Annotated in this window: 14 protein-coding genes; 5 read left to right on the top strand and 9 right to left on the bottom strand. The window is 64.3% G+C overall.

Going from position 1 to position 14,746, the window contains the following annotated elements; all coding sequences use genetic code 11:
- Positions 1-9 precede the first annotated feature (9 nt).
- From EN851_RS29690 to EN851_RS29680, 3 genes are all read left to right on the top strand, one after another.
- Complete coding sequence (locus EN851_RS29690) at positions 10-432, top strand: hypothetical protein (RefSeq protein WP_135930596.1); 423 nt, start codon at positions 10-12, stop codon at positions 430-432.
- A 39-nt stretch (positions 433-471) separates the two neighbouring features.
- Positions 472-1,458 carry a dihydroxyacetone kinase subunit DhaK gene (gene dhaK / locus EN851_RS29685; protein WP_127278064.1) on the top strand — a complete coding sequence of 329 codons (987 nt, stop codon included), beginning with the start codon at positions 472-474 and terminating at the stop codon, positions 1,456-1,458.
- 70 nt (positions 1,459-1,528) lie between these two features.
- Positions 1,529-2,551, top strand: coding sequence for a nucleotidyltransferase family protein (locus tag EN851_RS29680; RefSeq protein ID WP_127872998.1), 1,023 nt, complete (start codon positions 1,529-1,531; stop codon positions 2,549-2,551).
- Positions 2,552-2,559: 8 nt separating this feature from the next.
- Here EN851_RS29680 and EN851_RS29675 read toward each other — a convergent pair whose 3' ends face one another.
- The 4 genes from EN851_RS29675 to EN851_RS37405 form a co-directional block, all read right to left on the bottom strand.
- Positions 2,560-3,543 carry a serine kinase gene (locus tag EN851_RS29675; RefSeq protein WP_135930595.1) on the bottom strand — a complete coding sequence of 328 codons (984 nt, stop codon included), beginning with the start codon at positions 3,541-3,543 and terminating at the stop codon, positions 2,560-2,562.
- On the bottom strand, positions 3,540-3,974 hold the full coding sequence (locus tag EN851_RS29670; protein ID WP_135883682.1) for a lasso peptide biosynthesis B2 protein: 435 nt from the start codon (positions 3,972-3,974) through the stop codon (positions 3,540-3,542). The genes EN851_RS29675 and EN851_RS29670 overlap by 4 nt, the downstream gene beginning before the upstream one ends.
- 12 nt (positions 3,975-3,986) lie before the next feature.
- Positions 3,987-4,277: a PqqD family protein gene (locus EN851_RS29665; protein WP_127280436.1), complete on the bottom strand. Its 291-nt coding sequence runs from the start codon at positions 4,275-4,277 to the stop codon at positions 3,987-3,989.
- A gap of 433 nt (positions 4,278-4,710) precedes the next feature.
- Positions 4,711-4,827: a DUF2259 domain-containing protein gene (locus EN851_RS37405; protein WP_245520831.1), complete on the bottom strand. Its 117-nt coding sequence runs from the start codon at positions 4,825-4,827 to the stop codon at positions 4,711-4,713.
- A 249-nt stretch (positions 4,828-5,076) separates the two neighbouring features.
- Here EN851_RS37405 and EN851_RS29660 point away from each other — a divergent pair, with 249 nt between their 5' ends.
- Both EN851_RS29660 and EN851_RS29655 read left to right on the top strand, forming a co-directional pair.
- Entirely contained in the window at positions 5,077-6,984 is a 1,908-nt protein-coding gene (locus EN851_RS29660) for a propionyl-CoA synthetase (protein WP_127872996.1), read from the top strand.
- Between the two features lie 146 nt (positions 6,985-7,130).
- Positions 7,131-8,213 (top strand): acyltransferase, encoded by a 1,083-nt coding sequence (locus tag EN851_RS29655; RefSeq protein WP_135930594.1) that lies wholly within the window; start codon positions 7,131-7,133, stop codon positions 8,211-8,213.
- Between the two features lie 123 nt (positions 8,214-8,336).
- Here EN851_RS29655 and EN851_RS29650 read toward each other — a convergent pair whose 3' ends face one another.
- From EN851_RS29650 to EN851_RS29630, 5 genes are all read right to left on the bottom strand, one after another.
- Positions 8,337-10,718: a polysaccharide biosynthesis tyrosine autokinase gene (locus EN851_RS29650; protein ID WP_135930593.1), complete on the bottom strand. Its 2,382-nt coding sequence runs from the start codon at positions 10,716-10,718 to the stop codon at positions 8,337-8,339.
- A gap of 148 nt (positions 10,719-10,866) precedes the next feature.
- Positions 10,867-11,763 (bottom strand): UTP--glucose-1-phosphate uridylyltransferase, encoded by an 897-nt coding sequence (locus EN851_RS29645; protein WP_127279770.1) that lies wholly within the window; start codon positions 11,761-11,763, stop codon positions 10,867-10,869.
- 74 nt (positions 11,764-11,837) lie between these two features.
- On the bottom strand, positions 11,838-12,806 hold the full coding sequence (locus EN851_RS29640; RefSeq protein WP_135930592.1) for a glycosyltransferase family 2 protein: 969 nt from the start codon (positions 12,804-12,806) through the stop codon (positions 11,838-11,840).
- The gene (locus EN851_RS29635; RefSeq protein ID WP_127281152.1) at positions 12,796-13,746 is read right to left on the bottom strand and encodes a glycosyltransferase family 2 protein; all 951 of its coding nucleotides are present in this window, start codon (positions 13,744-13,746) and stop codon (positions 12,796-12,798) included. Before EN851_RS29635 ends, EN851_RS29640 begins: the two co-directional genes overlap by 11 nt.
- On the bottom strand, positions 13,746-14,735 hold the full coding sequence (locus EN851_RS29630) for a glycosyltransferase family 2 protein (protein WP_127872992.1): 990 nt from the start codon (positions 14,733-14,735) through the stop codon (positions 13,746-13,748). Before EN851_RS29630 ends, EN851_RS29635 begins: the two co-directional genes overlap by 1 nt.
- Positions 14,736-14,746 lie beyond the last annotated feature (11 nt).

Raw genomic sequence — 14,746 nt, 5'->3', positions numbered from 1 at the left:
GCGGCTGGCATGATCGACAAAGCATACCAACCCGGCTCCGAGGAGGCGATCCGCGCCTACAAGACGATCCTGTCGCAGGTCATCGACCAGCGCCCGTCGGGCATGCGCCAGCGCCTCGCCGACGCGCTCGGCAAGCACCGCAGCTTCGTCACGCAGATTTCGAGCCCCGCCTATTCGATCCCGATCCCGTCAAAACATCTGCCCGCCATCTTTTCCGTCTGCCATTTCAGCCCAGCCGAGCGCGACCAGTTTCTCGCCGCCTATCACCAGGCACATCCCGGGAAGATCTCGGTCGCCGCGGGCGCACGCAAGACAAGGCACGTTTCGCTCATCGTGCCGGATTTCGGCGATGACAAGCAGAATGCAGCGCTCGACCGCGCGATCAACGAATTCATCCAGAAGGTCACCAGCATCACCGGCAAGAGTGGCTGATCGACCCTTGATGCCAGGCTATTTCGGGAGGAGACGGCCGTGAAGAAATTCATGAACTCGGTGGACACGGTGCTGACCGAGAGCCTCGACGGTTTCGTGGCCGCCCATGCCGACATCCTCGTGCTTGGCGAGGAGCACAAATTCATCCGCCGCAAGGCCCTCGAGCCGGGCAAGGTGGCGCTGATCTCCGGCGGCGGCTCCGGCCACGAGCCGCTGCATGGCGGCTTTGTCGGCCATGGCATGCTGGACGCCGCCTGTCCCGGCCAGGTGTTCACCTCGCCGACGCCGGACCAGATGCTGGCAGCCGCGCAAGCTGTCGACACCGGCGCCGGCTGCCTGTTCATCGTCAAGAACTATGAGGGCGACGTGATGAATTTCGACATGGCGGCGGAGATGTCGGAAGGCGTCCTGCAGGTGGTGACCAATGACGACGTCGCCGTCGAGAATTCGTCCTATACGACCGGACGGCGCGGCGTCGCCGGCACATTGGTGGTGGAAAAGATCGTCGGCGCTGCCGCCGAGCACGGCCTGGCGTTGCCGGCGTTGAAGGCGCTGGGCGACCGCGTCAACGAGGCGACCCGCTCGATGGGCGTGGCACTGACCAGCGGCACCGTGCCGGCGGCCGGCAAACCGACCTTCGACATCGGCGATGGCGAGATGGAATTCGGCGTCGGCATCCATGGCGAGCCCGGCCGCCGCCGCGACACCTTGAGGAGCGCCGATGCGATCGCGCACGAGATCTGCGCCGCGATCCTGGGCGATCTCGGCGACAGGGCGAACGGCCCGGCGCTGCTGTTCGTCAACGGCTTCGGCGGCACGCCGCTGATGGAGCTCTATTTGATGTACAACAGCGCCCGCCGGATTTTCGAGCAGCATGGCGTGACGATTGCCCGCTCGCTGGTTGGCACCTATGTCACCTCGCTCGACATGGCCGGCTGCTCGGTCACGCTGACCCTGCTTGACGACGAATTGACGGGCTGGTGGGACGCACCTGTCCACACGGCGGCGCTGCGCTGGGGCATGTAACGCTGGCTTCCCCTTGGCTTTTCTGCGACCATCCGGGCGATCCCGCTATCGGTAACACCTGTCCGGATTGATGCTGCCATCCCTTACGCCCGCCGAGGAAAAGTTGCTGCTGCGCTTCGCCGACCCGGAGGCCGCGGCGGTCGAGGACAATTTGTCGGCAAAGGCGCTGTCGGCTCTGCTCGACAATGCCGAATTCCACGGCGTCCTGCCGATCATGCTGCGCAAGCTCAGGGAGCGCGGCGACGCGCACCTTCCGTCGAACGCTGGCTTGCAGGACAAACTCGACGATCTGCGCCAGAAGGCGACGATCGCTACCGGCCAGTCGATGCTGCTGCAGTATCATGGCGACCGCATCATGAAGGGGATGGCGGCGGAAGGCATTCCAGCGCGGATCGTCAAGGGGCCGGTGTTCGCGCGAAAACTCTACCGTAACGCATCCGACCGGCCGTTCACCGACATCGACATCCTCGTCGAGCCCGCCAACCTTGCACGGGCAAACCAGGTGATCGCGGCGTCAGGCTTCGAGCTTGGCAGCAACGAGGCGGAATCCTACCAGCTGCAGGAATTCAAATGGCTGGAAAAGGAGAATTCCAGCCTGCTGGTCGAGCTGCATGGCGACCTTGTGCACGACACCGGCATGCGTCGCCGCCTGTCGCTGGGGTTTCGCGAGCTGGGCATCATCGACGGCGAGGCTATGGACACGCCGGCAGCCCTTTTGACGATCGCCATCGTGCATGCCGCCGGCGGGCATAAATTCCACCGGCTGCAGCTTTGTGTCGACGTGCTGCAAGGCGTACGCGCGCTGCGATCACCCGAATCGGAAGCCCGCCTGCTCGACGCCGCCCGCATGACCGGCATCGAACTCGAACTGGCGATCGTGCTCAACGTGACCGGCCGCCTGTTCGGCGAACCGCATGCGCTCGAACTTGCCGGGCGGATCAAACCCGACCTGTCGATACGGTTGGCCAAGAAGCTGATCACGACGAACACGCTGCTCAGAGTCAATTCCAGGGAGAAGATCGGCTCGCGCCTGCGCCGCGATGCCTTTCGCTGGATCCAGCGCCTGGCCAAGGCCAGGCCATACGCCGCTTGAAGTGGCCGTCAGTCCCGTGATGTCAACGTGGCGCTTATCAGCGCCGCCGCATCGGCCGGGCGCGCGCCTACTTCCAGCGTGAAGGTCGGCACCGACGAGACCAGTCTGCCGATCGTCGCCAGCCGGCGCTTCTGCAGCGGCAGCAGGCCGGTCGCGCCGGTTCGGACGTTGTCCATCGCCAGCGCCACCATGGCGTCGGTCCTGGCCATCGGCACGAGCCGGGTCTCTTCGTCGGCGGATCGCGCGAGGTGCAGGAGCGCGGCCACCGGACGGGCGGTCGGGGTTTCGATTTTCACGATCCCGCCCAGCTTTTCCAGCGAAACAGCCTGTTCGCCATTGCGGTCCCAGGATGGCCCGAGGCATGGCGCCACCTGCGGGATCATTCGCGCGGTCTTCTCATGGATCTTGACGTGGCGTGGCAAACCCCAGGCAACCGGCGTGGCGCCGGCGACATTCAGGATCATGGCGTCGTCGGAGCACAGGCCGAAACCTTGCGTTGCCAGGGCCAGCGAGGTCGTGGTCTTGCCGGTGCCGCTCGGTGCATGGACCAGCACGACGGCATCCCGACCCGGCAGCGTCAGGCCCGCGGTATGCAGCATATGCTGGCCGCCGGCATCGAGCGCGGCGTCCAGCATCAGCATCGAGGGCGTCCAGGCGGCCTTGCTGTCGGGCACGATGCAAAGCCGAGCCCAGCCCTTCTCGCTGATCTCGACGGTCTGGCGTCCTGGCAAGACCAGATGGACGCTGGCGCCGTGGGTGATCATCCGGCAGTAGCCGTCGTCCGGTATCTCGCCCTCGAAAACCAGGGATCCGGCGGGTGTCTCGTCCAATGCTTCCGCGTCGGCGATGTCGAAACGAAAATCCGCTTCGGTCGAACCTTCGACGCGCAGGCCGGCGAGCATCCTGTCGAAGTCTAGCCATAGTTCGGCCCGTTCGGCTGAAATGCCGAGCACCTGGCCGTTGAGATCATAGTAGACGCAAGGTCTGGTCAAGCGGGGCGCACCTTCGTGGCGCGGTCATGGTGGCGATAGATTTCGACCATGCCGGGAAGGCTGTGGCTGACCACCGGCCTGCCGTCGAGGCAGACCCAGCAATGCGCCGACAGCCGGGACGCTTGCAGCGACTTCGGATCGACGCCGAAACGCAACTCCGGATCGAAGCCGGCAAGGCGCAGGAAACGGTGGCCGAGCAGCCCTTCCCGCAGGCATCTGCGGTCACGCATCAGCCAGGGATGGCGGACAATGCGGTTGACGCGAGCGACAATGTAGGCGGCTGGCAAGCCGCGATAGGGCGTCGGCGAGGCGAGCGGCGCCCATTTCAGCACCTCCTCGAAGCTGCGGTTGGCAATGAGGACCGGCATCAGCCGCGCGCTTGCCCAGAGATGGCAGCGGAACAAGGCGCGCAGGAGAGGACTGTCCGCCATCAAGCAATACTTTCAGCTATCCAGTCCCGGAGCGGCCAGAATGCCTTCCGAGACCAGATCGGCGGCCAGTGCCGCCATGTCCTCGTCAAGCGTGCCCTTGTCGACCTCGAACTCCTCGCAAAGCAGGCCGACGATCTGGCCGAGGCTGCGCGCGCCATCCACCTTGTCGAGAAAGGCTTCGGTCGTGCCGTTGCAGGTATAGAGCTGGCCGCTGCGGGCCAAAAGCACGACCGCACCGTCGCCGACATGCTGGACCGAGGCATCTTCCGCCAATCTCAGAACCGTTCCAGAGGCAATTTCCATCACGAACCCCAAAAGCCATGCGAAACCCCGGAATGAGATAGCGCGGTGGTGGGGCTCTGTCTATCGACCGGCTGGGGGATGGCCCGCGCAGCTCTGTGTGAGCGACAGATCCTTGTCAGTCGCAACATCCATCCACAGCTGAAATCCTCCCAGAAATAGCCGCCGGAATGACACGCTAGGCAAGCGCGTGGACCGGCAGGACCGTTGCTTTTCTTCCCTCAGGTAAGGTAAGAACTCCCCGTATGTTGGGGAGATAGGGTATGCGTTACAATTGGGAGCGGGCTCCGACGACTTTCGAACGTCATCGAAAAGCGCTTGCGACAGCCATTTTGATCTTCGGCGGCGTCGGCCTCATGCTGGTGGCCTTGCCGATCTAGCGTGATCGACTTTTGTCCAGCAAATCCGGTTCTTTAGACGGCTATCGACGGGTTGCTCAGCGGGGTTGTCCGGTCACCGCGATGAAGCGGCGATCGCGCCCCTCAAAGCCCTGGCTGAAGCGCTGCACCAGCACAACGATCACCGCCGACTTGCCGGCCGGTGTGTTTTTCATAGGATTCCGACAGGCTGTAGCCCGGCACGGCCTTGTCCTCATGCAGGGTCTTGAACCAGCACAATCGCGGGCCCTGGCGCGATACGCCACCGATGGTGCATTCGTTCACCCCTCGATGGCGCGCTTCACGACACCGCGCCTATCAGGTCAAGACGCGGCCAACTGAGACGAAAATGCAGGGAGACAACGCCCGAAGAAACAACATAGGCTACTGGCGAGGACGGCAGATGGTTCCTGGGGAGGATATGGATGGCTTCACGCTATCACGAGGTCTATGACGGCTGGAAACGCGACCCGGAAAAATTCTGGGCCGACGCGGCCGAGGCCATCGACTGGTATTCGCCCTGGGACAAGGTGTTCGATGCAGCAGCCGGCGTCTATGGCCGCTGGTTCACCGGCGCGACCTGCAACACCTGCTACAACGCGCTTGACCGGCATGTCGCCGGTGGGCGGGCCGACCAGATCGCACTGATCCATGACAGCGCCATCACCGGAACGGTGAAGAAGTTCACCTATGCCGAGTTGAAACGCGAAGTGGTGGCGCTGACCTCGGTGCTGAAGAACCGCGGTATCGGCAAGGGCGACCGCGTCATCATCTACATGCCGATGGTGGCAGAGGCGGCCATCGCCATGCTCGCCTGCGCCCGCATCGGCGCCGTGCATTCGGTCGTGTTCGGTGGCTTTGCCTCGCATGAGCTTGCCACCCGCATCGACGACGCGAAACCGAAACTGATCATCTCGGCCTCCTGCGGCCTGGAGCCGGGCCGGGTCGTCGCCTACAAGCCGCTGCTCGACAGAGCGATCGAGATGTCCCGCCATAAGCCGGACGCCTGCCTGATCCTGCAGCGCGACCAGTTGCGCTGCGATTTGAAGGACCATTTCGACATCGACTATGCCGACGCGGTCGCCCGCGAACGGGCGGCCGGCGCCAATGTCGACTGCGTGCCGGTGCTGGCCACCGACCCGCTCTACATTATCTACACCTCGGGCACGACCGGCCAGCCCAAGGGCATCGTGCGCGACAATGGCGGCCACATGGTCGCGCTGAAATGGACGATGGACAACGAGTTCGGCGTCAAGCCGGGAGAAGTATTCTGGGCAGCGTCCGATGTCGGCTGGGTGGTCGGGCATTCCTACATCGTCTACGGACCGCTGCTGCATGGCTGCACCAGCGTGCTCTTCGAAGGCAAGCCGATCGGCACGCCAGATGCCGGCACCTACTGGCGGGTGATCTCGGAGCACGGCGTGGTCGCGCTGTTCACCGCGCCGACCGCCTTCCGCGCCATCAAGGGACAGGACCCCAAGGGCGAGTTCGTGCCGAAATACGATCTGTCGAAATTCCGCACGCTGTTCCTCGCCGGCGAACGCGCCGACCCCGAAACCATCAAATGGGCGGAGCAAAAGCTCAACGTGCCGGTGGTCGACCATTGGTGGCAGACCGAGACCGGCTCGCCGATGACGATCAACCCCGCCGGGCTCGGCCTCTTGCCGGTAAAATACGGCTCGCCCGGGGTGCCGATGCCGGGCTACGACATCCGCGTGCTCGACGATGCCGGCCATGAAGTGCCCCGCGGGACGCTGGGCAATGTCGTGGTCAAGCTGCCGCTGCCGGCCGGCTGCCTGCCAACGCTGTGGAATGCCGACGACCGCTTCCGCCAGGCCTATCTCGATGAGTTCCCCGGCTTCTACAAGACGGCCGATGCCGGCATGGTCGACGAGGACGGCTATCTCTACGTGATGGCCCGTACCGACGACATCATCAACGTCGCCGGCCACCGGCTGTCGACCGGCGCGATGGAAGAGGTGCTGGCCGCCCATCCCGATGTCGCCGAATGCGCCGTCGTCGGCATCGCCGATGCGATGAAGGGGCAAATTCCGCTCGGTTTCGTGGTGCTGAACGCCGGTGTCGCGCGCGACGGCGGCGCCATCGAAAAGGAGGTCGTCGCGCTGGTGCGCGAGCGCATCGGCCCGGTCGCTGCCTTCAAGACGGTGATAACGATCAAGCGGCTGCCCAAGACACGGTCGGGCAAGATCCTGCGCGGCACCATGCAGAAGATCGCCGACAAGGAAGCGTGGACGATGCCGGCGACCATCGACGACCCCGCCATCCTCGAGGAAATCACGGCGGCTCTGAAGGCGCGCGGTATCGGCGTCTGAGGAGCACTGCCGGCAGATGAGTGGAGCTTCAGTTCCGCGATGTTGCGGCGCGGCGAACTTTGTGATGGACGCATCGCACAATCGTTGATTGTGCGATGCAACATTCCGCCTTACAGTTCGCGTGGGGGGCCATTCGATGGGATCGCATGGCTCAGCAAAAAACAACGTTCGGCGGCATCGACATCCTGCGGTTTCTCGCCGCCGTGCTGGTCATGGTCTACCACTACGGCTTCTGGGTGTGGGCCTATCCCGACGGCATCTCGGCGCAAGCGACCGGCGGCGTTCCCGCACAGCCCGGTATCGGCGCCTGGGTCGAATCCGGCTGGGTCGGCGTCGAGATCTTCTTCGTCATCAGCGGTTTCGTCATTGCCTTCAGCGCCGAGAATTCGACGCCGCTGCGGTTCTTCGAGGCAAGGGTCAAAAGGCTGGCGCCGGCGGTGTGGATCTGTGCGCCGATCACCGCGGCGCTGTTGCTGCTGATTGGCTCGAGCTGGCCGACCGATGCGGTGGTAAGGCTCGCCCGAACGGCCCTGTTCGCGCCCTATGGTCCGTGGGTTGACAGCGTCTACTGGACGCTCGGCATCGAGATCGCCTTCTATGCCATCGTCTGGGTGCTGCTGCGGCTCGGCCGCTTCCATCTGATGGAAGCGGTTGCCATCGTCATCGGCCTGGTCAGCACGCTGTTCTGGTGCCTCTATTATCCGCTCGGCTGGTCGGACTTCGCCGAGACGCGCTGGCTGCAGCTCATCCTGGTGCATCATGGCTGCTTCTTCGCGGTCGGCGTGCTCATCTGGCTGATGCGGTTCAAGGCGGTGACGCCTTCGCGCCTTGGCTTCTGCCTGCTGTTCCTCGGCGGCGGCGTGCTGCAGATCGCGAGTTCCGTCGACGTCCACAGCATCAAGGTCGGAGCCGTGATGCCCTACGCACCGCCAATCCTGATCTTCCTCGTAGCCATCGCACTGATGGCGTGGTCGCTCAGGCTCAACCTCAGCTGGAGCGGCTGGCGCCGGATCGGCATGATGACCTATCCGCTTTATTTGATCCACGACGTCATCGGCGCGGCGATGCTCGGCGCCATGGTGCGCGCCGGGCTGCCATATCTCTTCTCGATGGCTATCGTCGCCGCGACCATGATCGCGGCAAGCTGGCTGGTGGCGACCGAAGCCGAGCCGCGCATCCGGCTACTGCTCGACCACACGGTTTTCCGCTACCGGCTTAAGGCAGCGTAGCCGTCCAGCTTCGCCGCAGCGCTTCTTGTCCAGCCGCATAAAGGCGGCGGCAGACGGAACTTTGCGTAGTCTCGAAACAAGAAGCGCAGCGCGCTCTCAGGAGATGGTAGGCAACGGCCTATCTCAGACCGCTGTCTTCGACCGCACTTCCGACTTGTCGAGATAGTAGCTCGAGTACTTGTCGAAGAATTTCTCCGATGCGCCGAACGATCCGTATTTGGCCAGCTTCTTCAGGTCGACCTTGTTCAGCACCGCGCCGACGATCTTGTTGGCGACATAGGGTTCGGATTCCAGCATCGAGCGCACCATGGCGCGCGGCGTGCGGCCCCATTCGGTGACCAGCACGAAGCCGTCGACGAGCGGCGCGAAGGCCTTCGCGTCGACCACCGGCCCGAGCGGCGGCAGATCGACGACGATGTATTCGAACGTCTCCTTGGCGTTCTCGATGAAGCGCCGCATGCCGGCCGAGGAGAGAAGCTCGCTGGTGTGCGAGAAATGCCCACGCGACACGGCCGGGATGATGGCCAGCTTGGTCTGCCTGTCGATCTTGCCAACGGACTGCCATGTCTGGCCGCTCACCACCGCTTCCATCAACCCTTGCTCGGCTTCCATGCCGAGGCTGCGGCTGAGGCCCGGATTGCGCAGGTCGCCGTCGATGAGCAGCGTCCTGGCGCCATTGGCGGCGAGCAACCCGGCGAGATTGGCCGCGACCGTCGACTTGCCTTCGCCGGGCAGGACCGAGATCACGCCGATGACGCGGCTGCCTTGCCCTTCCATGACGACATCGAAGGCGATCTTGGCACTGCGCAGCGTTTCGGAGAACATCGATGCCGGAGCGTCGATACTCACCCGCATTCGTGCCCGCCTTTCGATGGCGGCCGGCGATCTGGCGACCTTGAGATCGGGCTCGGCCGGCTTGCCTTCCTTCGTCGGTTTGCTACCGATGGTGGGCAGGTAACCGAGGAATTTGAGGCCGACGCGGTCGCGCACCTCCTCGCCGGTCCTGAAGAACCGTTCGTTGAACTCGTTGAGGCCGCCGAAGCCCGCGCCCATCAGAACGCCGAGCACCAGCGAAAGACCGAGCACGATGATGGTGCGCGGGCTCGAGGCGGCAAGCGGCGTCGACGCATCCGAGATGATACGGATCTTGCCGACCGGGAAGGACTGCTGCTGGGCGGCTTCCTCGTAGCGGCCGAGGAACGTCTGGTAGAGCGTGGTCAGCGCCGTCGCCTTCTGGTCGAGATCACGCAACTGGACCTGCGACTGGTTGTCGATGGAGCTCTTGCCCTGCGCGGCGGCGACATTGGCCCTGAGCGCGGTTTCGCGCGCCAGCGCCACCTCATACTCGTTGCGGTAGCTTTCGGTCAGCTGCTTCAGTTCGCCGAAGATCTGCGCCGATATGTCGGCCTTCTCCTTGGCGAGCGCCACCGCTTGCGGATGCTGCGGGCCGAAATTCGCCTCGACATCCTGCTGCCGTTTGGCGACGGTGAGGTAGCGTGTCTTCAGCGCCGCGATGACGGAGCTGCTTGGCTGGTCGCTGGATATTGCGGCGTCCTTGAAAGCGTTCTCCGAACCGCTGTCGACGATCGACTTGTATTGCTGGTAACGGGCGCTGGCACGCGCGGTGTCGGCCTGCGCCACGATGAGCTGAGCATTCAGGTCGGCGAGTTGCTTGGCGCTCATCAGCTGGCCGTCGCTGCTGGCGGACAGGCCATGTTCGGCCCTGAATTTCTCGACCGCCAGCGATGCCTGCTGCGAGCTTTCGCGCAGTTCGGTCAGCCGGCCCTGCAGCCAGACCGCCGCGCGCTCGGTGGCGTCGAAGCTGGCATCGAGCTGGTCGGCGAGATAGGCGTCGGCATAGGCCTTCGTGATGGCCTTCGCCAGCGCCGGATCCGTCGCCTGGTAGCCAAGCGCGATGACGTAGCTTCGTCCGACGCGATCCGCCTGGATCTCGTTCTGCAGCTTGAGGATGGCGTAGTCACGGCCGGATGCGGCAATCAACGCGTCGCGCGCGGCGGGGTCGAGCTTGCTGATATCGCCGACGCCCGGCATGACCGGGCTTGGCCGGACATATTGGATCAGTCCGCGGATCAAGCCGATGCCCTGGGCAAGCGCCGATTGCGGCGGGTTCATGAACGCTTCGTTCTGATCGAGCTTGAGCTTGTCGACGACCACGGCGGCGAGCCGCGTCGAGGTCAGGATCTCGATCTGGCTGAGAATGGCCGAATCGGTCTGCATGGTCGTCGACGCCGCCGAAATGTCGTCGACGATCTTGTTCAGCCCCTCATCGATCAGCACGCTGGAGACCGACACGAATTTTGGCGGCGTGGTCTGCAGATAGAGCATGCCCAGGAAAAGGCCGATGACGGCGCACACGCCAACCACCTTGGCCTGCCGTGCGGCCATGCCAAGCAGCCGCTCGATATCGATGAAGTCGTCGCCGTCTCCTGCGTCCGAATTCGGCAATGGCATCCTCTTGTCGAGAGGAAAGTTGGCATAATTCATCTTCGGTCCAATTCTGGCTTGTCTCGCTCGCAGGCCCCAGAAAGATCGGGAGCATTGGCGGACGCGACACACGCTTGGTGCCGGACAGCGCGGAGCCGGCCGGCCCTTCCGCCGTCAGCCACCCGACAATACTCCCGAAAGATGGGCATTATGCGGCTTCTTCCTGGCGTTCATGCGTCCGGACGAACTCCCGGAGCATCTCGAAAACCGGGCCCTTCATGTCGTCGCGCGCCAGCGCGAAGGCGATATTGGCCTGGATGAACCCTTCCTTGGAACCGCAGTCGAACATGCGGCCCTTGAAAGGCTGGGCAAAGAATGGCTGCTCCTGCGACAGGCGGACCATGGCGTCGGTCAGCTGGATCTCATTGCCGGCGCCGCGTTGCTGGTTGCCCAGAAGCTGGAAAATCTCGGGCTGCAGGATGTAGCGGCCGTTGATGTAGAAGTTCGACGGCGCGTTGGCCGGCGCGGGCTTTTCGACCATGGCCGTCACCTCGAAGCCGCCGCCAATGTCGGCGCCACGGCCGACGATGCCATATTTGTTGGTCTCGGTGGGATCGCAGCGCTCGACGGCGATGACGTTGCCGCCGGTCTCGGCATAGAGGTCGGTGATCTCGGCCAGGCATCCGCGACCGCCGAAGGAGACCATGTCAGGCAAAAGCAGGGCGAAGGGCTCGTTGCCGATGACCTCGCGCGCGCACCAGACGGCATGGCCGAGGCCTTGCGGCGATTGCTGCCGGATGAAAGAGGTGGCGCCGGCCACCGGCAGCATGCTTTCGAGCGCTTCCAGCTGTGTCTTCTTGCCGGTCTGCTCCAGGGTTCCGATCAGTTCCGGATGAAGGTCGAAATAATCCTCGATGACCGCCTTGTTGCGGCCGGTGACGAAGACGATGTGCTCGATCCCGGCCTCGAAGGCCTCGTCCACCGCATATTGCACGACGGGCCTGTCGACCACCGGAAGCATTTCCTTCGGCATCGACTTGGTCGCCGGCAGAAACCTTGTTCCAAGCCCCGCCACCGGTATCACGGCCTTCCTGATTTTCTTCATCGCAAATTCCTTCTGAGGAGATCGACTTCAGTCCATTCACAGGCCACGAAAAATCCCTCCATGTGCCTGCATCTTCACCTCCCCACCCCCACGGCAAACTGTGCCGCTACTCGTCGCAACCGCACGGCGATCGGCATGCCCATGTGCCTGACCGCCGCCGGGTCGCTGAGCGCCGTCCGGATCGCCTTGAGCGGGGACCGCGCCTTGATGTGCTGGACCATCGCCAGGAACGAGGCCGCCTTGCGCAAGCTGCGGCCGCGCCGGGCGAAGGCTGCCTGGGCCTCCTCGTCCATCCGATGGGTTTGCGCGAATTCGGCATCCGCCTTGCGCATCGCCTCGACATGATGAGGCTCGAGCACGCGCGAGATCGAACCGCTGCGGATATGATAGGCATAGCCGATATCAGGCTCGACCACGCATCTGCCGCCCATGGCCAGGGCTTCGGCAAAAAGGATGTAGTCTTCGCCGATCCTCAGTTCCTCCTCATAACGCAGCCGGTTTTCGTCGAGGAAACTGCGCAGGAAGATCGGCTTGAGGTAGCCGAGATTGAATTTCGATTCGAAGACGACATTGCCGGCGATGTAGGTGGCCAACGAAATCTCGCCCAGGCCTTCCAGATACTGGCGCGGGAACATCGCGTCCTCGACCACGCCGTCCTCACGGACGACCTGGAGATTGTCGACGGCGATCTCGGCGTTCGCCCTTTCGGCGCGGCCGATCATGGCGGCGATACGGCCGGGAAAGACGGCGTCGTCGGAATCGAGAACCGCGATCCACCTGCCCCGGGCGGCGTCGAGCCCGGCATTCCTGGCCCCGCCGGGGCCCCTGTTCTTGTCCAGCGCCAGGACGCGCACGATGTGCTCGGGATAGGCCCGCGCCACATCGAGGGTGCCGTCACGGGACTTGTCGTCGACGACGATGATCTCGAAGCTGACACCCTTCTGGGCGATGGCGCTGGCGATCGCCCGATCGAGGGTTGCCTCGGCGTTGTAGGCGGCAATCACAAAAGAAACATCGGGAACGGAGGAAATGTCAGGCCGCACGCTTGCCTCCTTCCCCTGGTGAAGGCTGGCCGTAGAGGCGCAGTTCGCGAACGCCGACAAGGCCGCTGACGACGCCGACATGCATGATGCCGCGTAGCACGCTGCGGTTCCTGCGTATCGGGCTGGCGACAACCGGAAGGGCGGCGGCAAAGCAATAAGCGGCCTTTGCCGCGGCAAGGGCGGCCTGCTTCACCCGTGCAATGCCGCCGGCGTCGCGGCCCAGGAGATGGCCGTGCGTCTGGCCGACCCGGAAACGGCGGCGGCTGAGCCAGTCGAATGCCGCCCTGGCCCGTGGCACGGCCTCATCCACCCATGCCTCCGGCGCAAACGCGATCCGGCCGCCTGCCTTGTGCATCTGGTCGAAGAATTCGGTGTCCTCGCCGCCGGTCTGGCCGCGCGCCAGGCTGAAGCGGCGGCCGCGCAGGCTGTCCGACCCCATGCGCAGCAGGACGTTGCAGGTGTAGCCGGTGCGGATTTCGCCGCGCACTCGTACCGGCAAGGTGGAATGGAAATCGCCGCGGCGCATCCAGTCCGGCGCATCCGGACGGTAAAGCGCGCGCACCGGGCCGAGCACGGCTGTTGCACCGCTTTCCTCAGCTGTCGCGACCAGCTCGGCCAGCCAGCGGGCGGTGGCGGTTTCGTCGTCGTCGATGAAGGCCAGGAAATCCGCTTCGCTGGCATCGAGGCAAGCGTTGCGGGCAATCGAGATGTTGCGCGCCGGGCAATGCCGGTAGCGGACCGTCAGCTTCAAGTCCCGTGACAGCGTCGCCACCAACTCCCTGGCGCTTGGCGTGTCGTCATTGTCGGCGACGATGACGCCGACCTCGAAGCCGTCAGGCATGGCAAGCGCGGCAAGCGAGCGCAGCGTCTCGGCCAGTTCCGGCCGCCGGAACGTGCACACGCCGATGTCGATGCGGCGGTTCCTGGTCTCAACCGCCATCACACCGCCCTCCGCCGTGCGCCGAGGCCGAGAAGCTGCAGCCAGAAGCCGACGGACCAGCCGAAATGCATGACCATCGCCGAGACGCCGGCAAGCGCGATATCGGCATTGCGCTGGCCGATGGCCGTCACCAGGCCGTAGCCCAAACACACCGCCACCCACAGCAGCAGCGGCAGCGCCGCAATCCAGTGCACGAACGAGAAGGCCGCGAGAAGGACCACCGGGAAGACCGCCAGCGGCACCATCTGCCTGACCTTCGGGATCACCCGATGTTTCAGCACGTTCTTGGCCCGACCGCGGCCATAGCCGAGATACTGGAAATAGAGGCCGCGCAGCGAGGTGCGCGGATAATAGACCATCTGCGTCCTGCCGCTCATCCAGATCCTGTAGCCGGCCTGCCTCAGCCGATAGTCGAGTTCCGCATCCTCGTTGTGGCTGAACGTCTCGTCATAGCCACCGACGGCCTGGAAGGCCGATATCCGCATCAGCGCGTGATGGCCGTGGTCGACCCATTCTCCGGCGGAGAGGTGGCGGTGCTTCGAGCCACCGGTGCCGAGCTTGGAATTCTGCGCCGCCGCCGCCGCTTTCTGCACGGTGCCGCTGCCGCTGGTCAGCATCGAAACCACGACCGAATCGGCACCGGTGGCCTGCGCCTCCTCGACCAGCCGGTCGCAATAGTCTTCCGGATAGCCGCCATGGGCATCGATGCGGATCAGATAGTGCGCGCCCTCGCCAAATCTGGCCACCGCCAGGTTGATCGCGGCGCTCTGGATGCGCTTTTCATTGTGAAGCAGCACGATGCGCGGATCGTTCTTCTGGCGCTCGCCGACAATGGCGAGCGTGCCGTCGGTGCTGCCGCCATCGGCAACGACGATCCGCGCGCCAAGCCGTTCCGCCGCCGGGCAGAGCTGGTCGAGCAGCGCACCGATATGTGTTGCCTCGTTGAGACATGGGATCACGATCAGGCTGGGGGCAAGCGCTTGCGTCATCGGGCGATGTC

Source organism: Mesorhizobium sp. M8A.F.Ca.ET.208.01.1.1 (assembly GCF_004791315.1).
In the GTDB taxonomy this organism is placed as follows: domain Bacteria; phylum Pseudomonadota; class Alphaproteobacteria; order Rhizobiales; family Rhizobiaceae; genus Mesorhizobium.
The sequence above is the reverse complement of the archived record's forward strand: the minus strand, read 5'-3'. Positions and strand labels throughout refer to the sequence as shown.